We start from the raw sequence: 24,979 nt of genomic DNA, 5'->3' as shown, positions 1-24,979 counted from the left end.
ATGTAGCTTAGCATATATTGGATCTGGGGAGTGCTCCACTGTTCTCTCCATGTTCCTTGTAACTTGTCCACCATATCAGTTCATTATAAAAATCTTAGATTTTTGTCTTGACAACTGAGCCACTATACTCATTCACATTAGATTGAATGAGATCACTTTTTTAATATTCTTCGGTTTCTGGCTACGCTTTTTTACAAGGATGAAGTATATATTGTTTTATGAAATGATTGACGTAGCAGACAAGAAATCTTCATTTAATATCGGTGCAAAGTATTTCGCTTAGAGAATATAGAATATTTGGTTATCTACATTCTCTTTTATTCTAAAATGAATAAAAGATGGATTTGCTTAAATGAGAAATAAGTAAATCCATCTTTTTATTATAAATGAAATCCGCCTCCGTCTCCCATTTCATTCATCCAGAAGAATGTTGCAGAGAATTCTTTGGGTTTTGTGAGTACCGGCACAGTGAGAATTTCTTTCTGTACGCCAAGTACCTGTGCCAACTTTCTTAATAGTTCTTCTCGTGGCATACGTGCATTGGTCTCATACTGAGCAATTCGGACATCCGCAGTATTTTCAGGAAATCCAACTGCCATGCCAAGTTCTTTCTGGGTAAGATTGTTTTTTCGTCTTAAATATCGTAATTTTTCTCCAAATGTAATCATAATCATATCCTCGTATTTTATATTTTATCTGTGTTGAGGTGCCGGTTTGGCACCTCAGTTATTAAAAGTTTCAATTATTCTCCGGAACTTCCGAACGCATCAGTTCCTCTTTCTTTTCCAAAATCAAATACAAAATCAGCAATAATAATTGGTGTAATCACCAGCTGACTAACTCTGGTTTCTATGGGTATCGTTTGCACCTTGTTGCTGACGTTGCTGATGATGGCATGGATCTCTCCACGATATCCAGAATCAACTGGTGGCAATTCACAGGTAAGCCCTTTCTCTGCCATGCTGCTTCTGGGAAAGACAAATCCGGCATATCCATCTGGAAGGATCAATCCGAATCCCAGAGGCACTTTGACAATTTCCCCTGGCTGGAGCGTACAGTCATAGGGCATATACACATCGGCACCGGCATCATTTTCATGGACGCGGAGAGGATTGTGTCCGGGAGTCAGTCCGAAATCAATGAGTTTTATTTTCATACTGCATCACCTCTGCAAAGTAAAGGATAATCCAGATGAAGAATATCTTCGGGAAGCAGGATCTGATCAATGGGATGTAGGCAGCTCATTTTGCCTTCCAGACATTTTGCTCTCTGGCAGAATGGTCCGGTCTGTTTCGGAATAAAAAGTGACGGACTTAATTCATACAGATTCTGCCAGATCATAAGCATTACGATCCGCATCTCATCGGTATTTCTGCGGCAGCAACGCTGACCGATCATATGCTTCCACTGATATGGAGTTGCGCTGATGATCAATACATTTCTTAATCCTTGCGGTGTTGCATAACCGGCAGCATCATGGCTGATCCCGGCTTTGCACAGGCGGTCATAACAGTTCATGTCTTCCTGACAGCTTTCCAGATAAAGCGCCTGAATTTCCGAAGGTGCGGAAATAATCTCATATGGAATGGCAAAATCTGCTTCTCCGGAATAGTTGCTGTACTGTAATGATGCACTCATGAACTTTACTTCGTTCTGGTGCCGGGTGATCTGGGAAAGGAATCTTCTGCTGGCACCTACGACAGCCAGAGTAATTACTGTAAATTTCTGAATGGCAGGGTGTGGAAGTTCTCCCAGGTTGGTCAATGTCTCATTCGTAAAGGATTGGTTATACAGATCCACCAGGTCATTCATGGAATGGATGATATGCCCTCTCTGGGTCAGCCTTGCGGCAAAAACCATATTCTTTTCTGCTTCTTTTACTGCAAAGCAGTTCAGGATTTTTGTTTCAATTCTATTCATGGCAGCCCTCCTCTCTGACCAATGCATTGAGCAGGAACAGATAATTCAAAGTATCTGTAATTTTCTCATTCCAAATGCTCTGATCATAAGATGCCTGTTCTGAAAAGCACATATCATAAATTGAGATGATATGTTTTGCCATCATTCCGGCAAGAGCCCTTTCGGGTGTACATTCCTGTAAGGCTGCAGCTGTTTTAAATGCGCTGAGCCTGTCCGGGCTGTTTCCGGTATATTCTTTTGCTTTGCTCAACAGGGTTTCTTCACAACGTTGCACCTGCTGTTCAAAGATCAAATGAAATTCTGTTTGTGTCATAATGTCTTGTCCTCCTTCTTTTTGTGTTGTGTATTGTTTTTAGATTTTTCTGTTTGTGCCGGTTGTTTATAAGAATGGTGAACCAATGGTTCTTTCATACCGAGAATGGCATCTACATTTGCACCGGCGATTTCCAGTTCTTTGTGATAATTCCGGAATTGTTTTACAACTGATTTCTGGGCATCAATAGATTCCTGTAATTCTGCTTTCTGAGATTTCAGTGTCTTCATCGACAACATCTTTCCGTCCGGATAGAATGTTTTTAACCAGTCGCGTGCCTCCTCATAAGATCTAATTTCTGAAGAATGCCCCTGCCGGAATTCCTTTTTATTTCGTGATTTCAGAAATTCTGCATACACTGATTTGGAAGCAAAATACTGACCGGTATAATGGATCTGTGTGTTCAGAGTTTTCATTTTGGAAGAGAGTTTAGAAAGCTGATCCTGAGCTTCTTCCATTTTTACCTGAATGTCTGAGGCCTGCTTTTTCAGATCCTCTCTGGTGTCATAACCATGATCCTGGATATAAATCAGGGTATTTGCCATTTGTTGAAGATTGCCGATTTTTACCTTCCGGGCATAAGCCTGATTCTGCATCGCCTTTACATTTGTCTGGAGATCCGTCACGAGACGAAGCTCTGATTTCATGTAAAAGATGACAAATGGATCTGTATGATAATCAAGATTTGCAACATTCTCATCCCTGTGAGTGCTTTCATGTGGACGAACTTTGTCGCTAGAATGATTCTGGAATTGCTGTTCCAAATATGCTTTTCCATAGTTGGCTCCCAGAGATTCTGCCGAGATTCGTCTGTCTCTGTCCGGATGAAGATAACGATAACTTCCTCTTTTCTCAATGACAGAAATATTGTACCTGTCCAAAAGCAGCGACTGGAATTCATCAAAACTTCCGGACAGTTGGGAACATTCATCAATCGCATCCCGCAGAAACTGTTTCTGTGTCTGGAATACGGTGGAAGCCGGTTTAAGTCCGGCAGCGCGGATTTTCTCATTCACTTTATCCAGTTCATCCTGCCCATGCGCCTTTGCCCAGTATTCTTCTTTAGTTATTTTTGCGGGAGCCGGAGAAAGAAGGTCAACTTGATGTAGTCCTTCCCGGTTGCACATATCCATAACTTCCTGCTTCAGATGATCCAGTAATTTGTTTGTGGAGCGGTGTTTATATCCGGCTTCCTGTTCATGGGGTTTGTCCATGTAGTCCTGTCGATCAACCGCATATTTGCGGACACTGTTGATGACGATGTGGGTATGAATGTTACCGGATCCATTGTGTCCATCTGTATGTGTAACTACCAATGCCTGATAGCCGGAAAAGTTTTTTCGGGCATATTCCAGACACAGAGCCTGAGCCTTTTCTCCGGTAAGTCCACATTCTGTTGCATCTGCAGGGTCAAAACTGATGATGTAATGGTGACTTTTCAGTTCTTCTTTTCTTCTGTTTTTCTTGAAATGAGCATTTGTTTCCATACACTCAATATCAAAGGTATCGGGATTACAATTTAAGCCATCCATATAAAATTCTTCTCGCAGAAGCTTTCTGCCATATTCATCCACGATTGCTTTATTGGATTTTTCATCATGCTGATACATAAGGTATTCCAATGCATCAGAATAATTTGCATTATGGTTTTTGATATGTTTGATGATGGCCATCAAAGTCACCTGCCAATCTAATAACTTTTTTTCTTAACTGTTGTAATTCAGAAATACATTGACGGATATCATCTTCCATTGCCATCGAACGTTCCCCACCAGAGTTGAAAAATTTTGCAATCTGATTCAGATTTGATCCGATCTTTCCAAATTCCCCGGCCAGTTTTTTGATTTCATCTGAATCTGCAACAACTTGATATTTGGTTACAACCCTTTTTCCGAGAATCAATCTTCGTAGAAATTCAGAACGGGATAAGTTTGCTCTGTTTACAGATTCATTTAGAAATGCAAATTCTGTGTCTGTTAATCTCAGACAAATGATATGGTTACGATGCATTTCCTGAGGTTTTTCTTTTGGTGCCATGCTCCTCCTTTCTGCAGTTTTTACTGCATCCACGTAGTGGTACCACTGAAAAATCGGCTGTCCCTTCCGATTGTATTCAGTGCTGCGCCCACATTTATGTGGAAGCCAATAGACATCAGAGATGTCGTTATCGAGGGTATGGGGAAACGGAATCCCCATCAAGATTTCAACCCAGTAGAAATACAATAGAGCAAAAATTGCGATAGTGTATTACCGGGTGGATCTTGCTCTTAGAAAAAGAACCTCTCATATATATGGGAATTGAGAACACCTTATACAATACGGAATTAAAAAAACTTCAACAGGGGAAAATAGTAGAAACATACATAATGCGTACAGACGATTATTTGATAATCAAGAAAAGAGCATAATTTGAGCATTAATATAGGGAATACTGTTTTATAAGTTAATGATAGAAGCATATAAAGGATATATATTTCCAGCAGTATAAATCAAAATATTTCGTGAATCATCATTACATTTTATTAAAATGCAATTCCATATACCTTGTAATGTTGCAACAGATAAAGCCGCATAGGAAGCATACTGCATAGAGGGTTTTTGAAGAGACAGAGAAAGATTATCAAAGTCCGTAGAAGAGACATCGATTATTGCTGCTATTATAAAAGGCAGAGGTTTGATTCTATTATTTTTTTGCTTATTTATCTTTTCTTTTAATTCATTCCAGGACATAGATTTTGACACTTTAACAAAATAGGCGGTATTCATATAAATGGCCCCTCCCAATTGACTTAATCGAATTCAAGATTTATAATTATTATGTACAATTGTATCCAAAAATGAGGTGCTTTATGATGAAAAAGAAAAACTTGTATATTGATATATTCGCAGGTTGTGGCGGCTTGTCTACCGGTTTATTAAAAGCTGGATGGGCAGGTCTTTTTGCCGTTGAAAAAAATGCGGATGCTTTTTCAACATTAGAGCACAATTTGATTAATAAAAATAAGCATTTTTTATGGCCAGATTGGCTTGAAATTAAAGAACATGACATCAATGAACTTATAAAAAATCACGAGAAGGAGTTGACTGACCTACAAGGGAAAATAACATTGGTTGCTGGAGGTCCGCCTTGCCAGGGATTCTCGATGGCTGGTAAACGTGATAAGAATGATCAAAGGAATAAACTTGTAAAGTCTTATATTAAGTTTATTAAGCTTGTAATGCCTGAGGCAATAATTTTTGAAAATGTTCACGGGTTTACCGTGAATTTTAAAAACAAAAAAGGTACTAAGAAATATTCTTCATATGTTGAGCGAGCTTTGAAACGGTTGGGGTATAAAACATTTCATCAAATCGTGGATATGTCTGAATATGGTATTCCTCAAAAAAGAAAGAGATTTATTCTTGTTGCAATGAAAAACCATTCTCCTAAAGATGTTTTTTCAATATTGGAAAAAAATAAAGAAAAGTTTTGTTATAAAAATGGGATAAAAAGTAAAACGACAGTATATGAAGCAATAAGCGATTTGGAAAAACATTGTGGAACGTGTCCTTCGCCAGACACAAGAGGATTTAAAGCTGGAATATATGGTGTAGCTACGTCAGGATACCAGAGATTAATGCGCCAAGGAATGGATGGATTTAACGGTGCGGTAGACAGTCATCGCTTCGTTAATCATAGAAAAGATACTATCACTTTGCATGAAAAATTATTAGCATGTGCCCCAATAGGAAAAAGAATTACACCTGATGATAATATTGTTGAAGGTTTAAATCGTCGAGGTGTGACAGTTCTTGATCCAAATTTACAAGCTCCGACAATTACATCCATCCCAGATGAGTTGGTGCACTATTGTGAACCAAGAATTTTAACAGTCCGTGAGCATGCACGAATTCAAAGTTTTCCGGATTGGTATGAGTTTAAAGGAAAATATACTTCGGGTGGAAAGAGAAGAAAAAATGAAGTACCAAGGTATACACAGGTAGGTAATGCTGTTCCACCATTATTTGCTGAACAAATAGGAATGGCACTTTTGGAGGTGCTTAATGATGACCAAAACGAATGATACATTATCATTTAGAGTAAGTGCTGGATTAAAAAATTTAATTGGGCGAGATTTGATTAGTGATAAATATATTGCTGTATTCGAGTTAGTAAAAAATTCATATGATGCAGGCGCTAGTAAGGTTGAAATATCGTATTTAGTCTCTGATGAAGGTGCGGGAAAAATCATTATTTCTGATAACGGAAGTGGCATGACATACAATGATATAATTCAGAAATGGTTGTTTGTTGCATATTCTGAAAAGAAGCCACAAAACAGATCAAAATCAACTTATAGAGAAGAGATTAAGCGTGAAGTAGCAGGAGCTAAAGGCGTTGGGCGATTTTCTTGTGACAGATTAGGTGCATCTTTGCAGTTAATAACAAAAACTAAAAAAGAAATTCAAGCACATGTTGTAGATGTAAATTGGAGTCGGTTTGAACTAGATGATACAAAGGAATTTATAGAAATTCCGGTTGATTATTCTAAGATCAATCAGCTTCCAAGTGGTTTTAGTAATGGAACAACTCTTATTGTTACTGATTTAAGAGAAACATGGGATAGAGATGCATTATTAAAATTAAAACGTTCTCTAATGAAATTGATTAGTCCTGATGCTGATAAAGGAGAATTACCTTTTGATATTAAGATGGTTGTTCCATCAGAAAAAGAAACAGATGAAAAGTTGTTGGAGGACTATAAAAAGGATAAAAAAAAGGGAGAAAATTCAAAAAAGAAAATTAATCCAGATCGTGATATTGTGAATGGGAAAATTAAAAATGATATATTTGAAAAGCTAAACATAAAAACAACCAACATAGAAGTTAATATATCGGAAGATGGACGAAGCATCACGAGTACTTTATCTGACAGAGGTAAATATATATTTACTGTTAAGGAAAAAAATCGAAAATATGGATTATTAAAAAACATACATATCTCAGTATTCTACCTCAATCAGAGTGCAAAAGTGAATTTTACACGCCAAATGGGTGGAGTCACTCCTAAAAATTATGGTTCAGTGTTCATCTATAAAAATGGATTTAGAATTAATCCTTATGGAGAGCCAGGACAAGATTTTTTTGGAATTGACCAAAGAAAAGCACAAGGATGGAAGAGATTTTTAGGAACCCGTGAAATCATGGGGCGTATTTCTATAAAAGGTGATAATGAACAATTTGTTGAAACAACAAGTCGTGCACATGGTTTTATTCAAACACCTGCAGTAGATATGCTTGCCGAGTTGTTTGTTGAAAAGGTATTAAAAGTATTGGAAAAATATGTTGTTCATCTTATAAATTGGGGCGAACCGTTAAAATCCAATCATAATCATATTATTTCTCCAGAAGAAATTGGTAATGAAATAGTCTCACAGTTTATTACTAGTATAAATACAGATGACATATTAAGCGTTGAATGTAATCCCGAAATTTTAAATTCAGATACGCTTGTGAAAGAACCAGATAGTATTACATCATCATTAAAGAAATTAGAATCGGTTGCTGAAAAAACACAAGATGAAGGATTATTAAAGCTTGCTCAAAACGTAAAAAAAAGAACTGAAGCAATTCTGTCTGATAATATTAAACTGGAAGAAGATAATGCTGCAAAAGAAAAAGAACTGGAGCAGGTACGTCAGGAAAGTGAAGTGCGAAAAAAACAAGTATACTTTCTATCAGGGGCGGCCAATCAAAATGTTACTAATTTGCTTGGCGGCTTTCACACAGTTTATACTTTAACAGATGCCATTAAAGGAAATATTAATTTCTTACGTGAAGAATTATCAAAAGGAAAAGCTGCCAATGAAGAGACCATTTTAATGGTAATAGGTGAGATATATCAGGCGAATGAAAAAGCTCACAAACTTTCTGATTTAGCTATTCATGGAAATCAGACCTTGAAACAAGATGGTTCAAATAGTATATATGACTTTATTCGTCAATATATTGATGCAGACTTAGCTATTAAAGGAATTGAATATTTACTAACTCCTGATGATGGAGGGTTTAATTGTAAATTTGATGCATCTTCTATAGGGGTTATTTTGGATAATATTTCAAGTAATTCTATAAAAGCAGGGGCAACAAAATTATACATATCATTAAGAGAAACGCAGAAGTATGTTGAAATTACATTTGCAGATAACGGAATAGGTTTAGATAAAGATATTGATATTGATATGCTTTTTGAATGGGGGGTGTCGAATAATTTTAGTAAAAAAGGGTTTGGCATAGGTCTGTATCATATTAAGCAACTAGTAGAAGAAATGAAAGGGACTGTAACAATCGATACCACATATCGAGATGGTTTCAGATTAGTGGTGAAATTAAGAAGATGAATACGGTATTTAAAATTTTATGGTTTGAAGATGAAGTATCTTGGTATAACATGGAAAGGTTAAGAATCAATGCTATATTACAAGAACATTACTTGACTCCCAAAATTGTTAGAAAAAATGGTGATGACTTTGATATTACCGAATTAACAGGGAATGATTATGATTTAATATTAATGGATTACAAATTGGCAGAAGGGACAACTGGAGATACAGTTGCATCCGCTATTAGAAATAATAATATTTTAACTGATATTTTGTTCTATTCCTCAGAAGAGCAAAATATGTTAGATGCTATTTCAAAGGGAACCCCCATTGATGGAGTATATTTAACAAAACGGGATTATACAATATTTACTGAAAAAGTAGAAAATTTAATTAGCAAAATAGTAAAGCGATCAGAAGATCTTGTAAATTTGCGTGGCTTTGTTATGGATGGTTCATCTGATTTTGAAGTAAGGATTCAAGAGATTTTAAATATTGTCTGGCACAAATTTGATGAGAGTGAAAAAGATATTTTAGAAAACGCTGTTCAGAAAACAATTAAGCGAAATGAAGATAGAGATCAGAAAACAAAACAAAAAGTGTTGGCTGAAAATCCTACATTTCCTGCAGCTGTTAACAGTATTCACTTTTTTAGTCATTCTGACAGATTATATTTGCTTGAAAAAGTAATTAAGATTTTATTGGATAATTATAACCTTACTGCTGAAGAAGAATTTTCTTCTTTCAAATCAAATTATGAAAATGAAATTTCTCACTATCGTAATGCCTTAGGACATAGGAAATCAACGGACAATGTTATAGAACTTACAAAAGGAAACTTTATACCGATTGATGAGGAATTACATCAAAAAATGAGAAAAAATCTTACCAGATATAATCAGCTAATTGAAAAACTAGAAAAATTTGTAACAGAAAAAATATAGAAGAAAGGAAGCGTGGTCACCATTAACAGGTGATAGGCTTCCTTTCTTTTATTTTTGCAATTATGCTCATCTTGACATTTTTTTACTGAAACATGTTGTATAAGACACTCCGAATCTTTGGATATATAGAAGGACTTTTATTTGACCTTCTATATTGATGAAATGTGAGGTAATGACATATGTCAGAGAAAAGATGTTATACAGTACAAGAGTTACAGGAAATCCTTGGAGTCAGCAGACCGACAATATATAATCTTCTGAAGAAAAATGAGTTCCGGTGGATCCAGCTGGATGGCGGAAAGTACCGTATTTCCAAAAAGAGCTTTGATGACTGGCTGGATAAGCTGCCGGAATCTTCCAACTAATCTCCTATCCGGATGAAAAATCGACATCCTAAATTTTTTTGAAAAAGTGCGGTATGGTATGGGAAGAAGGAGGAAAGCTTCATGGATGAGAAGGGAAAAATGAATACTGGGGAATACGAAGAACTGATAAAGGAAGTGGAAGCAAACAGCCCATACAAGAGACTGTCTTCTGCAAAAAAGAAATGGATGAGTGTTTCTGAGATGGGCGAGCTTTTAGGGCTTAAAAAGACGGATCGGTATTGGCTGGTACATAAAAACTTTTTTGAGACCAAAGAGATTGCCGGAAAGATGCGGGTCAATATTGAGAGTTTTGAAAAGTGGTATGCAAATCAGATTAAATATCATAAAGTCAACGGAGAAGAACCGGGAAAGGAATTGAAAGAATGGTCTTATTCTGTTCCGGAACTTGCAGAAATGCTGGAAGTTACGGATGGTGTCGTTTATGACCTGATCAAGCGAAATAATATCGAAGTCGTGATTGTGGACTACTGGAAACGTGTACCAAAAGCTGCATTTCAGAAATGGTATGACGGTCAGTCCAGATACCGCACGAAGGAGGATAAAAAGAGGGACGCGGAAATGGAGGCCGCTACTCTCACTATGCCGGAAATGGCCAAACAGCTGGGAATCACCAGAAATCAGGTATATGGCATCCTGAATAGTCAAAAGTATCAGCATTTCTTTGAGTTCGTCACGATTGCTGATCGAAAAAGAATCACGAAGGAAAGCTTTCAGAAGTTTCTGGACGGGCAGGATGAATATCATCTGGATCCGGCGAACGATTATGAAGAACTGGCAATGGAAGAAAATGTGGCACTGGCGAATTATCGGAGAAAGAAACTGGCACAGACCGGGGAACGAGGAAGGAATGGCAATCTGCAGTATCTTACTATAGATGAAGCAGCCTTTATGGCAAAGGTCAGCCGGTCCATGATAAATGTCTGGTACACAAAAGGATATTTTCCGGTTGTAAAAATAAGGAACCATGTTCGGATCAAACGAAAAGAATTTGAAGCATGGCTGGAAAAGAGAAATACAGAAAGGGGCTGTTAGATTATGGCATCGATCAGAGAACGAAACGGAAAATATAATGTGATCTATTCCTATACTGATGCAGACGGGAAACGGAAGCAGAAATGGGAAACTTATGCTACAAAGGCAGAGGCAAAGAAACGCAAGAAAGAAATTGAATATAAAGAAGAAATGGGATCCATGATAATCCCGCAGTGCAAAACCATGAAAGATCTTCTGGCAGAGTACGTTGCCCTGTATGGGAAAGACAACTGGGCATTATCTACGTATGATGGAAATGTTTCTCTCATAAATAATTATATCCTTCCGATCATCGGGGATGAAAAACTGTCGGAGATCAATACCCGTTTTATTGAAAAATATTATCAGAGATTGTTGAAAGCTCCGGCTGTGGTCAATCCTATAATTGGGAAAAGAAAGAATGAATATGTATCTACCAGTACCATCAGAGATATCCATAAACTCCTCCGAAGCTGTTTTAAACAGGCTGTCAAATGGGAGCTGATGGAGAAGAATCCTTGTATCTATGCGACCGTACCAAAACATAAAACAAAGAAACGGGAGATCTGGACTGCCGAAACTCTGATGTACGCACTGGAAGTATGTGAGGATGATCGGCTAAAGCTGGCAATGAACCTTTCCTTCTCCTGCTCTCTCCGGATCAGTGAGCTTCTGGGGCTTACCTGGGATTGTGTGGACATCTCGGAGGAAGCAATTGAGGAAAACCGGGCATATCTGTTTATCAATAAGGAATCCCAGCGAGTGAGCAAATCAGCTTTAAAAGAGCTGGATGCAAAAGATGTGCTGCTGATATTTCCGGAAAAAAGCAAGACCAATAAAACAGTCTGTGTTTTGAAAACACCGAAGACAGACAGCAGTGTCCGAAAGGTTTTCCTTCCAAAGTCTGTCGCAAAGATGCTGATCGAATGGAAAGAAAAACAGGATGAGACAAAGGAAGTTCTTGGAGATGAATACATGGACTATAACCTGGTCATGGCAAGTACGTTTGGTCTTCCTTTGGGGGATGGCGCGATCCGGAAGCCATTGAATCAGTTGATTAAGGACTATGATCTCCCACCGATTGTTTTCCACAGTCTCAGACACAGCAGCGTTACCTATAAGTTGAAACTGAATGGTGGAGATATTAAGGCTGTTCAGGGAGATTCCGGACATGCTCAGGTCAGCATGGTTACGGATGTATATTCCCACATCTTGGATGATGACCGGAAGAAAAATGCAGAGCTGTTTGAAGAAGCATTTTATGAGAAAAAAGATCTGGATCCGCAGATGCATCCGAATACAGCACAAAACACGGTAGCGGTTCCGGAAGGCGTGGATGCAGAGCTGCTTGCAAAGGTCCTTAATAATCCTGAGATGGCAGCACTTCTTACGTCACTGGCGAAGACAATGAAGTGAAAAATAGTGTAATTTTAGTGAAAAAACGGGTTTCGTTAAAAGGAATGTTAAAAATATATCTCCATCATGCTAATTGATATCACCGTCATTTGATGGTAAAATGATGGAGATAATATTAAAATGAAGGAGATTTCGATGAGAAGTTTTGATTATATAAAAACTCCGGAGCAATTGCTAAAACCTGAAATTGTTCAGATGGTCGGAAGCATTCATGAGCATAAAGGTAAGCAGGAATTGTTCCTTGAAGCCAATATAGACGAATTGAAAACTCTGCTGGAAGTTGCTTTGATTCAAAGTACAGGGGCTTCTAACAGGATTGAAGGTATTTATACTACCGACAAACGTTTGGAAGAATTAGTAAGACAGAAAGCCGAACCACGTAACCGGTCTGAGCAGGAAATATCCGGATACCGGGAAGTTCTTGCCACTATCCATGAAAGTTATGAGTATATTAATCCGAGACCCAATATTATTTTACAATTGCATCGGGATTTATACTCATATTCCGAAGGAAATGCTGGTGGAAATTATAAAAATTCGGATAATGTAATTGCAGAAACAGATGTAGAAGGTCATCAGAAAGCGCGTTTTATCCCGGTGCCGGCATTTCAGACTCCAGAAGCTATGAATGAACTTTGTACAAATTTTCTGGAAGCATGGGAAGCAGATCGAATAGATAAGTTGATTCTTATCCCTATGTTTATTCTTGACTTTCTGTGTATCCATCCATTTAATGATGGAAATGGGCGAATGAGCCGCCTGTTAACACTTCTTTTGTTTTATAAAGCCGGCTATATTGTCGGAAAGTATGTCAGTGTTGAAATGCTGATTGAAAAGACAAAAGAAACTTATTATGAGGCATTACAGGAAAGTTCCAATGGATGGCACGAAAATGAAAACAGTTATGAGTCATTTGTAAAATATTATCTGGGAATTATACTAAAAGCATACAGTGAGTTTGAGGGGCGTGTAGAGCACCTGAAAAACAGAAGCCTTTCAAAGCCGGATCGTATAAAGGCAGTGATTGATAATAAGGTAGGAAAAATTACCAAAAAAGAAATCATGGAGTTATGTCCGGATATAAGCAAGGTAACTGTAGAAAGGACCCTGACGGAACTGGTTAAAAGTGAATATATCGCAAAAGTAGGTGCCGGGCCGGCAACTGGATATGTTCGTATTTAATTCGGCTGTCGTGGTCGAAACACCATAGACAAATTTTCAATAACGGTGTATAGTAATAATAGAAATCTGGTCAATTGAATATTGTTTATCATTCCCGCTTGTAAGGGGATGGTAGCCGGTATATGATATCTGTCAGTAACAACAGAGCTTTCCCCGGATGTTAGCAGCTGCAAAGAATCTGCTAATTTTCAGGTCTTATCTGGTCTTGACAGAAAGGGTATTCAGATTACCAGAATTTGATTTGAAAGTGAAAAAAGTCCTTGATAATAAAGGGCTAAACATATCAGTTCTTGACAGGGATTAACAGAACCACAGAGCTCTCCTAAGCGAAGGGTCGGAGGTTCAAATCCTCTTGTCGACGGTGGGCATCGGAATGATTAGCAGAAATTGCGAAATCATTCCGATTTGTCTTTGTAACGGTAAAAAATCACTCCGTTTTACCCTCGGAATTGCAAACGAAATAGGGATTCGGATAATGAAAATTTCCCAACAAAAAAGTAACTATTTCCAAAACAGGAAAATGAATTCTTCTAAGAAATTATGGCGACGATGCTGTTTTCGCCAGTATGGTTAGCGTTAAGTATTGTTAAAATCAGTACTTTCTTAGCAAAAATTCATCGAATGACAACTCTATATAAGTTATCGAATGACAATGCTCATTCACAGATCTGTAAATGGTCTCGTGAATGGGCATTTTTCTTTGCATTTAAATAGCCAAAAAAGGAGGGAATTCTAATGAATTGCAAAAAGAATGCGAACAGCAATCCGGGCGAAGAAAGGCAACTGTTTCATCCAGAGAGTGAGAAAGTCGTAGAGATCGGACTGGAGCGATTAAGGCCATTTAAAAATCATAAAAAGAATATGCATGAGAACGAAATGAAGGTAGTAAGCCGTATAAAGGCTTATCAGAAACTGGCGAAAAGAGCAATTTCCAGAAAACGTCCGTACCGCCACATGATCAGAAGGGGGTAGTAACATATGATGAACAGAAAAGAATTTCAGCAGTATCTGCAGGAGACCATTAAGGATTTGCTGCCTGAGAGTTATGCAGATGCGAAAATCACTTTCAACGAGGTGATAAAAAACAATGATACACATCTTACCGGCATTTCCATTGCAAGGCCTGGTGAGCATGTGGTACCGAATATTTATATTGAGAACTTCTGGAACGATTACCAGAACGGAAAAAATATCGACGAGATTGTAGGAGATATCGCAGATATGCGTATTGAATACGACACGCCGGGAATTGGTCCGGAGGTGACACAGAAGCTTATGAATTATGACGCTGTAAAGGAAAGTCTCCAGATCCGTCTTTGTTGATACACAGGAGAACCAGGAAAGACTTGCCAATCTTGCGCACACAGAGCACAGTGATTTCTCTGCCACTTATCATGTCAATCTTCAGGAAACAGAAGAGGGAACAGCCAGTATGGCAGTCACTCGGGATCTTCTTGAAACGTGGGGAATCAGCGTGGATCAGCTCCATCAGGCTGCACTTGCAGCGGATATGAATCGTGATCCAATGTTCTGTGACATGGGTAGTATGATGGAGAGCATGATGTTTGGTGCAGAACCGAAGAACCTTTTAGATGGTAATCCTGATCAGGGAGCCGGTATGGGCATGTATTGTCTTACCAATGGCGTTAATATCGATGGTGCCGGATTAATCCTTCAGGGAAATCTCATGCAGCAGATTGGAGAAATTGTAGGAGGCGATTTCTATATCCTTCCTTCCAGTTGTCATGAGGTGATTGTAGTACCGGAAACCGTGGATATTGAGTTGAAAGAACTTTCTGCCATGGTACAGCAGATCAACCGGACAGAAGTATCCAGAGAGGATCGCTTATCCGATCACGTCCAGCATTATGACCGCAAGGAAGCGGTCATGGAAAATGCGGAAAAACGTGCATCCCGTCTCGAGAAGGAAAAAGCAGAAACAAAAGCTGCCAAGAAGAGTATTCATGAACGCCTAGGAGAAAAGAAACAGCAGAGCGCTGCAAAGAAAGCAGAGAAAGCTGTGGAGAAGGCGGTGAAGAAGGATAAAGGGCAGGAATTGTAAGTGTGTAAATGAGAAATACGAAAATGCAATAGTCATTTTTGAGTGACTATTGCATTTCCTTTTTGTAGAGAAAGAAGATGTAAATTGCATTCTCAAATAAATACAAAAAATAATATATGAGAATTTTAGAATAAAAAACTTTATAATTACAGATAATGTATGATTCTTGTATTGCGACTATTTTCAAAATGTGAGAAATATAATTGACTAAGAAGAGAAAATAAAGTATAATGATATTTGCTATATTGGAATAATGTGATAGAGGGTGAAAAAATGGATAATTCATACATACCCAAATTGTTACGTGCTGCATTAAGCAATGATCGAAAAAATATTGAAGCAATTGGTTTGTATATTGGAAGGAAAATAAAAAAAGAGGATCCACAAACATCAGCAGAAATAATGAAGATACTTTCTTGTGTAAATGGTGGAACAGATGTGTATAGGAGTATTGATCTGTCTCACATACCTGTTGATCAGGAGACCAGATATCAACTGGTTAATTTACAGGAGCCACTTTATTGTGAAGAACCAATATTGTGTGATTCTGTTAAGAATCAGTTGACTGAGTTCTTAAAAGAACGAAGACTAATAGATGTTTTTCTTAATGAAGGAATTACTCCACCTAATTCCCTTTTGCTGTACGGAGCACCAGGTGTAGGAAAAACATACATAGCAAAATGGCTGTCGTATATGCTTAATATGCCATTGATTACAGTAGATTTGGCTAATTCCATTTCTAGTTATTTGGGCAGGAGTGGTCAGAATATTAAGAGTATTTTTGAATATGCAAGAAGCCAAAATATCATTTTGTTCTTAGATGAAATAGATGCTATTGCTAAACGCCGAGACGATGCAAGTGATTTGGGTGAATTAAAAAGGTTAGTAAATGTTCTTCTTAAGGAACTTGAAGATTTTCCGGCAACATGTGTTGTAATTGCTGCTACTAACCATCCTGAATTGTTAGATAAAGCAATCTGGAGAAGATTTGACAGAAATATTGAAGTTTTTTTGCCAGAACTGGCGGAGAGAAAAGCATTAGTTTTGCGCGAGCTAGGAGAGAGAACCTCTTCAATTTCAGATGCAGTAATCGATTTATTATGTGATGGTACATCTGGAATTTCAGCAGCTGATATGTGTAAACTATGCATGCATATAAAGCGGAGAATTATATTAAATCCCAATATTTCTGTTGAGTATAACATTTTTAAAGAGTATTGTGAGTTAGTCAGCTTGAAAACAAAAGATGATAAGATTGCTGCATGTAAAGAAATTAGAAAAAGCGGCGCAACATTAAAACAAATTTCAGAGATTACAGGTATACCGTTATCAACTGTAGGAAGATATTTAAAGGAGTGAGAAAACGGCTAATAGTCAGAGACATCCCATTATTGCAAATGGTGAAGCATATATTGAATCTTTGATAAGAAAACCAAGACCGAATTCGCATAAATTCCCACATGAGTATTATGAGGCAAAGTCTAGGTTATGGAATGATATTGATAGAATTCAACAATCTATTGCTTCTTCTGAAGAAGTATTTGTTGAAGATAAAATTCTTTGTGTAAGACTTGAAGAAAAATATGAGGCAAAATCATATACGCCCAGCTCCATTGTAGCAGATACATCAATGCGTCTTGTTGGTGGAAGAAAGTATGTTATTGATCCAGACACGAAGGGCAAACTATACTTTGTCCGAGCAAAAGATGGTGATTTGGCAAAGTTTAAAAACACCCTGTCTTCGACAAGAAAAGATGGTAATCAAAGTTGGAAGGATCAAATTTGCACAATTAGAACCATCGATTTGCTTCAACCAAAAGAAAAGGCTTTGGGATTTGACGAGCAGTGGACAGAAGGTGATGTCGAGGTTGTTATCCATCCATTAGGTATTAATTATCAAGATGCAATTAATGGATTTTTCAATACAACTGGAATATCTCCAAGTGATGCTGCAGTTCGAACATATGATGATGGATTGACCTTTGTATGTACAAAGATGAATGCTGAAACGTTAACCAAGGCAATGTATTACAATCCGCTTCGTAGTATTAAGCCAATTGAGGATGAATGGGATGATCCCTTTCGCATGAGTCCGATAACAGATGTGGCTCCACAGTTACCGGATGTAATTATTAAACCTGATTTAAAAATCGGTGTATTTGATGGTGGAGTTCCTAATGATATTCCGTTATTAGCTCCATATGTTACCAATTATGATATGATAGATGATCCACCAACAGAAAAAGGGTTAGAACATGGATGTGCTGTTTCTGGAGCAATTTTATATGGAGATTTATATGGGAAAACACGCTATGATAAAGTTGAAAATCCAAGAGTCTCTGTTGAATCATTCCGTGTAAGACCTGCGAAAAGAACTGGCGATGCTGAAAAAGATTTTCAGATGTATACAACTATTGATATTATCGAGAAGGTGGTTCGAGAAAGAAAAGATATAAAGGTGTTTAATATTTCCATGGGACCAAGAGGAGCCATTATTGATGATGAAATAAGCCGATTTACATATGTTTGTGATCTTTTGAGCTATGATGTCGATGAGGGGGAAATAAATCCACTCTTTGTTACTGCAGCTGGAAACGACGGAAATCTTGAAGAACCGTTAAATCGTATTCAGGCTCCTGCTGACATGGTTAATGGAATTGCTGTTGGTTCATACAGCTATACGCCATTAGGCGAGCGAACAGTTGCCTCTTATAGTTGCGTGGGCCCAGGCAGAGAGGGTGGAAAATCAAACCTGATTTGTTAGAGTTTGGTGGATCTATGAATCGCCTTTTTATTGCGGTAATGAATCAAGGAAATCTTACAGGAGCTGAACAGGGAACAAGTTTTTCCGCACCTGTTGTTGCGGGAAAGATAGGAAAACTAATGGCTGCGTCCGAGAAAATAATTCCACATCTTGCAAGAACAATCTTGATTCATCATGCAGAATCGGAAACATTAGAAGGTACAAATGAAGAAGGCTTTGGATATTGTCCTGATGACGTTGAAGCGTTATTGGAATGTGATGATAACTCCGTTACCATTCTGTATTCTGGAGAAATAATGGCAGGTAGCAGCGTGAAACTCCCAATATATATGCCAGAAGTCAATAAACATAAAGGAACAGCAAAGATTAAATGGACAATAAGCACCGTGGTTAATCCAAACATGAAGGATTCTGATGCATATACTAATAATTGTATAGAGGATACTTTTTATCCGCATGAAATGACTTTCAATTTTTCTAAGTATGGATCTGCGACAAAGAAGATTAATCTTATGGACCAAAGCAAATATGAAGAAGTTCAAAGATTAATGGACGATGGTTACAGTAAATCAGATTTGCCTGCATCGAAACCAGCTAAGAAAAGCTTCCGCGAAGCCGATTTACGTAATTCTGATTTTAAGTGGGATACAATTATTAGAAAATTTGTTTCTATGAGAACATCGTCACTATTAAACCCGTTTATCTCGCTCCATGCTATTGGTAGAGACGAAGGACTTCATGAAAAGGTACGATATAATGTTGTTATTACGATTGATGTTCCTAAATATGATGGAAGTTTGTATGATAGCATTCTTCAAAAGTATCGTAATTTATCACCTATTAAAGTGCAGAATGTTAATAGACTCCAAGCAACAAATAAATAATTGATATTCAAAGATTTAAGCAGTGATTCCTCAGAGTCGCTGCTTTTCTTTTCCTATTAGAAGGGAAGGTAATATACAAGATGAAGACAAGGAAACTGATCATGCTGATGCTCTGTTGCAGCATGATTGGTGTATGCGGGAAGTACCTATACGATTACTTTGCTCAGTCTACGGAAAATAAAAATGCCTATGCAGACATAAGGACAGCCTTGTTTTGTGGCCCCTGATGGATCATGAATCGGACTGAACTTATTCTCAACAAGGTGCTAAAGCTTGACCGATGGGCGTTATGTATTTGAGAATTATGGCTCCTGTCGGAAACGATGGGGGCCTTTTCCTTTTGCCGCTCTTCATAGGATCATAGATCGAAGAGGAGGCATGAGAGCATGCGCAATGTAACTGAATTATCAAAACTGAATGGGAAAGTGTATGTGTATCTGAGAGATGAAGTGATTGCAAGAAGGTTTTTGCAGGATGCAGAGAATGAGGGATTCACTTTTGGAGATGGAGAAAAGCCAACAGCCAGACCGGGAAATAATCTCTATGTGGTCAATCGTGATTGGACGATCAGCCATGTAGGATGGGCTGGCCATATGGCGTTTCAATCAGCGAAGCGTATCGGTGGGCAGGAGATGATCCGTGTGGATTATGAGAGATATTTGCTTGGGGAAGAAAATTTCGTGATTAATAAAAATAATGCTTGACCCTGACATAATGTCATACCTTATTATGAACTTACCACGACAGGAAAGAAGGTTTGATATTGATGATGACGGTAAATGAAGTAAGCAAATTATCAGGGGTGAGTATACGATCCCTGCATCATTACGACAAGATTGGTCTTCTGCCGGCCACGGAAGTTACAGCTGCCGGCTACAGGCTTTATGACGATAAGGCCCTGGAGCGATTGCAGATGATCTTGTTATTCAAAGAACTTCAGTTTCCATTAAAAGAGATTACAACGATTCTTGATAATCCGGAGTTTGATCGAAGCAAAGCACTGGAACAACAGATAAAGCTTTTGGAACTTCGGAAAGAGCATCTGGAAAACCTGATCGATCTGGCTCGTGGAATAAAGATGATAGGAGTTCAGAAAATGAGTAAAATGAGTTTTGATGCTTTCGATACACGAAGAATTGATGAATATGAAGCCCAGGCAAAAGCATCCTGGGGAACTACCGATGCCTATAAAGAGTTTGAGAAGAAGTCGGCTGGAAGAAGCCGCGAAGAAGAACAGGTACTTGGTGTTCAGATGATGGAAATCTTTGCGGAGTTCGGTAAGATAAGAAATAAGAAACCGGAATCAGAAGAAGCACAGGCCCTGGTAAAGAAACTGCAGAACTATATCACCGAGCATTACTATACCTGTACCGATGAGATTTTGGAAAGTCTGGGACAGATGTATGCAGGCGGTGGAGATATGACATCCAATATAGATAAGTACGCAGGTGAGGGTACTGCAGTCTTTGCTAACGAAGCGATAGAAGCATATATCCTGACAAAATAATTCTTGGAAAATCAGAGTATAGGCACCTTGTGGAGTGAAATATCATCATTCCATGAGGTGCCTTTTTACTTTTATGAGATTACTTCTTCTCTGATTAAGCCTCCAGGCTGTCGCTCAGGAACATCGATGCCTGCACCTCGAAGCATCGTTTCATAATTGTTTTCGATAATGCCCAGGGTCTTCTGTTGTTTCAGAAGATCCTGCTTTTCTTTTTTGGCTGAGGCCAGATCTTCTTCCAGTTCCAGCTGCTGTCGCTGCAGCTTTTCGGAAGACGGAAGCTTGTGAATGCCAAGCTCAGCCAGTTCTTTTAAAGTGACATCGTGCAGCTGATATTCTGCCTGATGTTGTTTGCGGTAGAGTGCTTTGTCCGGAGCATCCTTCTCAGCACGAACCACATCACGACATGCACGATAGACTTCACAGTGCTTCTTAATAATCTTCTGATTTTGAATAGCTTTTTGTGTTTGCAGGATCTGATCATCCGTAGATTGAATGGAAGCCTTCAAATCAGAAATGTGATTTTGGAATTCTTCATAGTTCAATAGATTGTGCTGTGAAAGATAACTGAAAGTCTTGGTTGCCTCTTTCAGATTATTTTTTCTGGCCCACTGTTCAAAGCCGGGGCGATTGCCGTCAGCGACATAGGAAGTCATCTCCACAAACATCCTTATTTTGAATGATGCATTTTGAGGAATGCGGGCCTTATGACGATTCTTCGCCAGACGTCTCAGGATACTGTCCTCTGTATAATAGGCTCCCAGAGTTTTGACATTGGTGAAATGTTTCTGATCAGGAGCCCGGAAAGCCAGATATTTTCCCTGCCGGATTTCATATCCTGCTTCTTTCATCTTCATCAGGAATTCATCAAAGGAAACGGACGACCAGATGGCACGATCCACGTTGTATTTGAGTTTTGCTTTCCAGCTGTTTCCTCGTTTGTACTCCATATTTTCTTTATATGATTTTGCTTTCTCTCCGGTGGGCATGGACTCTTCCAGACCATATTCCCGGCAAATGCGATTGCTGAGCTTACAGATCTTGTGATAGTTCCGTTTGTTGGAAACATACTTATGGTAGTCCACATAATTTGTTGCGTTAAAAATCAGATGGCAATGGACGTGATCCTTATCAACGTGAGTGGAAAGAACATACTCATGTTTCCCTTTCAGCGTTGCATCAGCAATTTTTGTTGCAACTTCATGAGCGACATTCGGATCTGTAATTTCACCTGGTTTGAAGGAAATGATCATATGCCAGGCAAGGTTGTCTCCCTTCTCCATCACATTATCTTTTCCAAGCTTTGCGGTCATAGCAAATGTCAGATCGGCAGTTTCCGGTGAACAACCATAGGAAGAAACCAGATTATGGTCATCGGTCTTATCAGGATTCGTGATGTAATCGACGGCTTTCTTTACTGTAGATTTGATGCCGAAGATCTTAATATATGCCATATCTCTTTTATCATCCCCTTCAATTCTTTTATTTCTTCCGGTGTCACAGCACCAGTGGAATTGGCAAGCCTTGCCAGCTGGTTCACGTTCACACCAATCTTGTGCATCTCATAAAATTGTTTCTCAAGGTAAGTTGTATCTGTGTTTACGATGATTCCATCAATAGCCATCTTGCGAAGATAAGCTCCCATATTTGCTGTCCTGGACAGGATCATTTTCTTACGAATCATCTTTTTCTCTTCAGCGGTTACAAAAAAATGAATTGGGATATCTCTGGTTCTGTTAGCCATGTAAATCTCCTTTCTGGGGGATAGAGCTTTCACCTCGATTACACCACGCTTCATCTCGGTCACGGCTGTCGCCGTATGAAGCCATCCTGACTTGTACAGTTGTAAGCAAGCTTCCAATGTACAATCAGGCTGCCTTCGCAAAGCTCGTAGCTTGCGTGAAGATTGGGTAGGGTCCCGGTCTTGTGGCGAATGCCCGGAAGTGGAATGTCATGACACTTCCTGTCCTAGCTATTCTCTATCCCTCAACTACTAAATACAAAAATGTCCGGGGAAGTTTAGACACATTTTTGAAACTGCTCTGAAAAAATGTCCGGACGGGGTAGATTTGGGCACAAAACCTGCCCGGAGACTATTTGGCTGTCGGGATTTTTGCACATCTATTTGCTGTAAACTGGTAGCATCAGAAAAGGAATCAAGGAGGACGGCAAATGAAGGGATATGTTACAAGCAACGGATACATGGGATACGTAGATGGCAAGTACATTTTATTTGCCAGCGATAAAGAATATTTTGAATTTATGGAAGACTGAGGAGGAAGGGCGATGAGTAAGATTTATTTCACACTGACAGGAACCAAGTATTATCACGGAAACGAATTCCTGAAGCCGGGAATGAAACTGAAACTTAAGAAGGAACCGGATAACAAGTTCGATAAAGAGGCCATCGTTGTAAAGAAGGAAGGACTTGGCGAGATCGGACATGTGGCAAATAGTGCACACACTGTAATCGGAGAAAGCATGAGCGCCGGACGCATCTATGACAAGATCGGTGACACTGCAAAGGCCAAGGTTGTCCTGGTAACACCACATGGAACGATCTGCAGTCTCAGTAAGAAGAGTCTGATTGATAACAAACATAAGAAGATGGAGGAAGCAGTCGATGAATAAAGTAATCCTGATGGGACGTTTGACCAGAGATCCGGAAGTAAGGTATGGCGTAGGAGAGAATTCTACTGCAGTTGCAAGATATACTATCGCAGTTGATCGCAGATTCAAAAGAGATGGCGAGCAGAACGCAGACTTCATTGGCTGTGTTGCCTTCGGGCGTAACGCAGAATTTGCAGAGAAGTATCTGCGCCAGGGAACAAAGATTTTATTGACCGGAAGAATTCAGACCGGCAGTTACACGAATCGTGATGGCCAGAAAGTTTATACAACGGATATCGTTGTAGAGGAGCAGGAGTTTGCAGAAAACAAAGCAGCAGGTAATGGCGGTCAGAATAATTACAGTAGACCAGTAAGTAACCCAACAGATGCTGATGGATTTATGAACATTCCAGATGGCATCGATGATGAATTGCCATTTTCATAAACAGATTTGGGAGGATAAATTATGTTTGGATTTGATAAGATGTTTGATTTTAATCGTGATGGACGCTTGAACGCATTCGAGAGAACTGCACAGTTTCAGTTCATGGATGAAATGCTGAAGAACGGAGAATCTGATTCATTTGATGATGATGACGAAACAGATGTATTTGCTGAGGCAGGGCTTGATTACGATGAGTTAGAGTTTATGGATCCGGAAGACAGAAGAGAAGTGCTGGAAGACGCAGGACTGGATCCAGATGAGTTTGATTTTTAGTGGATAGGGAAGGGGAGATAGAGTGCAGAAAGCAGATTTCTTTTTTAAGGATGGAATGTTTGCTCAGAATGATAAATATATTCTGAAGGCTTTGTGTGAGGAAGATAAAGCAAATTATTTAATGTTATATCGTGAGAACTCCATCGTGGCAAAAACTTCTTCAAAGATGAGTGATGTAGATTACGATGAGTTTGCTGAATTTGTTTGGGAGAAACTTCCAGAAGACGATGCAATTTATGTATCTGTTTTCTTGAAGGACGATAACTTGTATGTTGGAAATATTACTATGCAGCATTTGGCTTCAGATAAACCCGAAATTGGGATGGATGTTTTGTTGAAATATCGCAGGCAGAAAATTGCTTATGAAACCATCCCTCTGTTTGCGAAAAGAGTATTAGAACTTATGCCGATAGAGTATTTCATGGTGAGAATTTACTCGGATAATGAGCCAAGTAAAAAACTGTTTGAGAAACTTGGTGCAACACAAATTGGTAAAGAACCAAGTGAGTTTGCTGAAGCTTTGGCGCAACTCAAAGAAAGTTTAAAAGAGGAGTATGAAGAAATTTTGACTCGTAATCCAGAGGCTGAAAAGATTGCAAGTGAAAGGTATATTGTGCAGTACAAATATCTTCTGAAGTAATTAGGTGGCTGAGATCGTTTGTTCGATCTCAGCTATCTTTGTATTTGAAAATAAAGAACATATGTTTCTTTGCTCGCTTGAGGGAAAAGGATAGAATTTGTTATTCTTTGCTTCTGGTTCCGCAGGGTTCTTCCCGGTCAATTGGAAAAGTAAATTCCAGTTCCAGTAGATCTTGACTGGAACTTACCATTGCAAAAACAGTGGTAGAAGTAACTCTTCCAAACCTTTCCCCAACCGGTTGAACACCGGTCAGTAATCAATT

General features: G+C 38.7%; 25 protein-coding genes and 2 pseudogenes. 18 read left to right on the top strand and 9 right to left on the bottom strand.

Translation table 11 applies throughout. From position 1 onward, the window contains the following. Positions 1-380 precede the first annotated feature (380 nt). The 7 genes from FYJ57_RS13120 to FYJ57_RS13090 all read right to left on the bottom strand — a co-directional run bounded on the left by FYJ57_RS13120 (position 381) and on the right by FYJ57_RS13090 (position 4,999). Positions 381-668, bottom strand: a complete 288-nt coding sequence (locus tag FYJ57_RS13120; protein WP_154433008.1) for a helix-turn-helix domain-containing protein — start codon at positions 666-668, stop codon at positions 381-383. A 74-nt stretch (positions 669-742) separates the two neighbouring features. After that, positions 743-1,156 (bottom strand): dUTP diphosphatase, encoded by a 414-nt coding sequence (locus FYJ57_RS13115; protein ID WP_154433007.1) that lies wholly within the window; start codon positions 1,154-1,156, stop codon positions 743-745. Then, positions 1,153-1,920, bottom strand: coding sequence for an FAD-dependent thymidylate synthase (locus FYJ57_RS13110; RefSeq protein ID WP_154433006.1), 768 nt, complete (start codon positions 1,918-1,920; stop codon positions 1,153-1,155). Before FYJ57_RS13110 ends, FYJ57_RS13115 begins: the two co-directional genes overlap by 4 nt. Further along, complete coding sequence (locus FYJ57_RS13105) at positions 1,913-2,233, bottom strand: hypothetical protein (RefSeq protein WP_154433005.1); 321 nt, start codon at positions 2,231-2,233, stop codon at positions 1,913-1,915. Before FYJ57_RS13105 ends, FYJ57_RS13110 begins: the two co-directional genes overlap by 8 nt. Beyond that, on the bottom strand, positions 2,230-3,906 hold the full coding sequence (locus FYJ57_RS13100; protein ID WP_154433004.1) for a relaxase/mobilization nuclease domain-containing protein: 1,677 nt from the start codon (positions 3,904-3,906) through the stop codon (positions 2,230-2,232). Before FYJ57_RS13100 ends, FYJ57_RS13105 begins: the two co-directional genes overlap by 4 nt. Then, the gene (locus FYJ57_RS13095) at positions 3,875-4,270 is read right to left on the bottom strand and encodes a plasmid mobilization protein (RefSeq protein ID WP_154433003.1); all 396 of its coding nucleotides are present in this window, start codon (positions 4,268-4,270) and stop codon (positions 3,875-3,877) included. Before FYJ57_RS13095 ends, FYJ57_RS13100 begins: the two co-directional genes overlap by 32 nt. 399 nt (positions 4,271-4,669) lie before the next feature. Beyond that, a complete protein-coding gene (locus FYJ57_RS13090) occupies positions 4,670-4,999 on the bottom strand; it encodes a hypothetical protein (RefSeq protein WP_154433002.1) in 330 nt (109 codons plus the stop codon). A gap of 83 nt (positions 5,000-5,082) precedes the next feature. On the opposite strand from FYJ57_RS13090, the gene FYJ57_RS13085 reads away from it, so the two are divergent. The 14 genes and pseudogenes from FYJ57_RS13085 to FYJ57_RS13015 all read left to right on the top strand — a co-directional run bounded on the left by FYJ57_RS13085 (position 5,083) and on the right by FYJ57_RS13015 (position 20,752). Beyond that, positions 5,083-6,297 carry a DNA cytosine methyltransferase gene (locus FYJ57_RS13085; protein WP_235904582.1) on the top strand — a complete coding sequence of 405 codons (1,215 nt, stop codon included), beginning with the start codon at positions 5,083-5,085 and terminating at the stop codon, positions 6,295-6,297. After that, a complete protein-coding gene (locus tag FYJ57_RS13080; RefSeq protein WP_154433001.1) occupies positions 6,278-8,614 on the top strand; it encodes a sensor histidine kinase in 2,337 nt (778 codons plus the stop codon). The genes FYJ57_RS13085 and FYJ57_RS13080 overlap by 20 nt, the downstream gene beginning before the upstream one ends. Beyond that, entirely contained in the window at positions 8,611-9,540 is a 930-nt protein-coding gene (locus FYJ57_RS13075; RefSeq protein WP_154433000.1) for a response regulator, read from the top strand. Before FYJ57_RS13080 ends, FYJ57_RS13075 begins: the two co-directional genes overlap by 4 nt. Positions 9,541-9,719: 179 nt before the next feature. Continuing rightward, entirely contained in the window at positions 9,720-9,905 is a 186-nt protein-coding gene (locus FYJ57_RS13070; protein WP_154432999.1) for a helix-turn-helix domain-containing protein, read from the top strand. 81 nt (positions 9,906-9,986) lie between these two features. After that, a complete protein-coding gene (locus FYJ57_RS13065; protein ID WP_154432998.1) occupies positions 9,987-10,958 on the top strand; it encodes a helix-turn-helix domain-containing protein in 972 nt (323 codons plus the stop codon). Between the two features lie 3 nt (positions 10,959-10,961). Next, positions 10,962-12,353: a tyrosine-type recombinase/integrase gene (locus FYJ57_RS13060; protein ID WP_154432997.1), complete on the top strand. Its 1,392-nt coding sequence runs from the start codon at positions 10,962-10,964 to the stop codon at positions 12,351-12,353. Between the two features lie 120 nt (positions 12,354-12,473). After that, positions 12,474-13,535, top strand: coding sequence for a Fic family protein (locus tag FYJ57_RS13055; protein ID WP_154432996.1), 1,062 nt, complete (start codon positions 12,474-12,476; stop codon positions 13,533-13,535). 735 nt (positions 13,536-14,270) lie between these two features. Further along, positions 14,271-14,507: a hypothetical protein gene (locus FYJ57_RS13050; RefSeq protein WP_154432995.1), complete on the top strand. Its 237-nt coding sequence runs from the start codon at positions 14,271-14,273 to the stop codon at positions 14,505-14,507. Positions 14,508-14,513: 6 nt separating this feature from the next. Further along, on the top strand, positions 14,514-14,858 hold the full coding sequence (locus tag FYJ57_RS13045; RefSeq protein WP_154432994.1) for a DUF5688 family protein: 345 nt from the start codon (positions 14,514-14,516) through the stop codon (positions 14,856-14,858). 10 nt (positions 14,859-14,868) lie between these two features. Further along, positions 14,869-15,597, top strand: a pseudogene (locus FYJ57_RS13040) (DUF5688 family protein); the annotation flags it as partial. A 273-nt stretch (positions 15,598-15,870) separates the two neighbouring features. Beyond that, complete coding sequence (locus FYJ57_RS13035) at positions 15,871-16,956, top strand: AAA family ATPase (protein ID WP_154432992.1); 1,086 nt, start codon at positions 15,871-15,873, stop codon at positions 16,954-16,956. Between the two features lie 271 nt (positions 16,957-17,227). Next, a pseudogene (locus tag FYJ57_RS16605) lies at positions 17,228-19,245 on the top strand (S8 family peptidase). Between the two features lie 386 nt (positions 19,246-19,631). Continuing rightward, positions 19,632-19,949 carry a hypothetical protein gene (locus FYJ57_RS13020; RefSeq protein ID WP_154432989.1) on the top strand — a complete coding sequence of 106 codons (318 nt, stop codon included), beginning with the start codon at positions 19,632-19,634 and terminating at the stop codon, positions 19,947-19,949. Between the two features lie 62 nt (positions 19,950-20,011). Continuing rightward, positions 20,012-20,752: a MerR family transcriptional regulator gene (locus FYJ57_RS13015; protein WP_154432988.1), complete on the top strand. Its 741-nt coding sequence runs from the start codon at positions 20,012-20,014 to the stop codon at positions 20,750-20,752. Positions 20,753-20,823: 71 nt separating this feature from the next. Here FYJ57_RS13015 and FYJ57_RS13010 read toward each other — a convergent pair whose 3' ends face one another. After that, on the bottom strand, positions 20,824-22,203 hold the full coding sequence (locus FYJ57_RS13010; RefSeq protein WP_154432987.1) for a relaxase/mobilization nuclease domain-containing protein: 1,380 nt from the start codon (positions 22,201-22,203) through the stop codon (positions 20,824-20,826). Then, positions 22,164-22,493, bottom strand: a complete 330-nt coding sequence (locus tag FYJ57_RS13005) for a MobC family plasmid mobilization relaxosome protein (RefSeq protein WP_154432986.1) — start codon at positions 22,491-22,493, stop codon at positions 22,164-22,166. The genes FYJ57_RS13010 and FYJ57_RS13005 overlap by 40 nt, the downstream gene beginning before the upstream one ends. Positions 22,494-23,035: 542 nt before the next feature. On the opposite strand from FYJ57_RS13005, the gene FYJ57_RS13000 reads away from it, so the two are divergent. The 4 genes from FYJ57_RS13000 to FYJ57_RS12985 are packed head-to-tail and all read left to right on the top strand — an operon-like array spanning position 23,036 to position 24,717. Further along, positions 23,036-23,380 (top strand): HIRAN domain-containing protein, encoded by a 345-nt coding sequence (locus tag FYJ57_RS13000; RefSeq protein WP_154432985.1) that lies wholly within the window; start codon positions 23,036-23,038, stop codon positions 23,378-23,380. Continuing rightward, a complete protein-coding gene (locus FYJ57_RS12995) occupies positions 23,373-23,804 on the top strand; it encodes a single-stranded DNA-binding protein (protein WP_154432984.1) in 432 nt (143 codons plus the stop codon). Before FYJ57_RS13000 ends, FYJ57_RS12995 begins: the two co-directional genes overlap by 8 nt. Before the next feature lie 21 nt (positions 23,805-23,825). Continuing rightward, positions 23,826-24,077: a hypothetical protein gene (locus FYJ57_RS12990; protein ID WP_154432983.1), complete on the top strand. Its 252-nt coding sequence runs from the start codon at positions 23,826-23,828 to the stop codon at positions 24,075-24,077. Between the two features lie 22 nt (positions 24,078-24,099). Beyond that, complete coding sequence (locus FYJ57_RS12985; protein ID WP_154432982.1) at positions 24,100-24,717, top strand: GNAT family N-acetyltransferase; 618 nt, start codon at positions 24,100-24,102, stop codon at positions 24,715-24,717. Positions 24,718-24,979 lie beyond the last annotated feature (262 nt).

Source organism: Oliverpabstia intestinalis (assembly GCF_009696065.1).
GTDB classification, from domain to species: Bacteria; Bacillota; Clostridia; order Lachnospirales; family Lachnospiraceae; genus Oliverpabstia; species Oliverpabstia intestinalis.
Note: the sequence above shows the minus strand (reverse complement) of the source record. Positions and strands in the feature narration are given on the sequence as shown.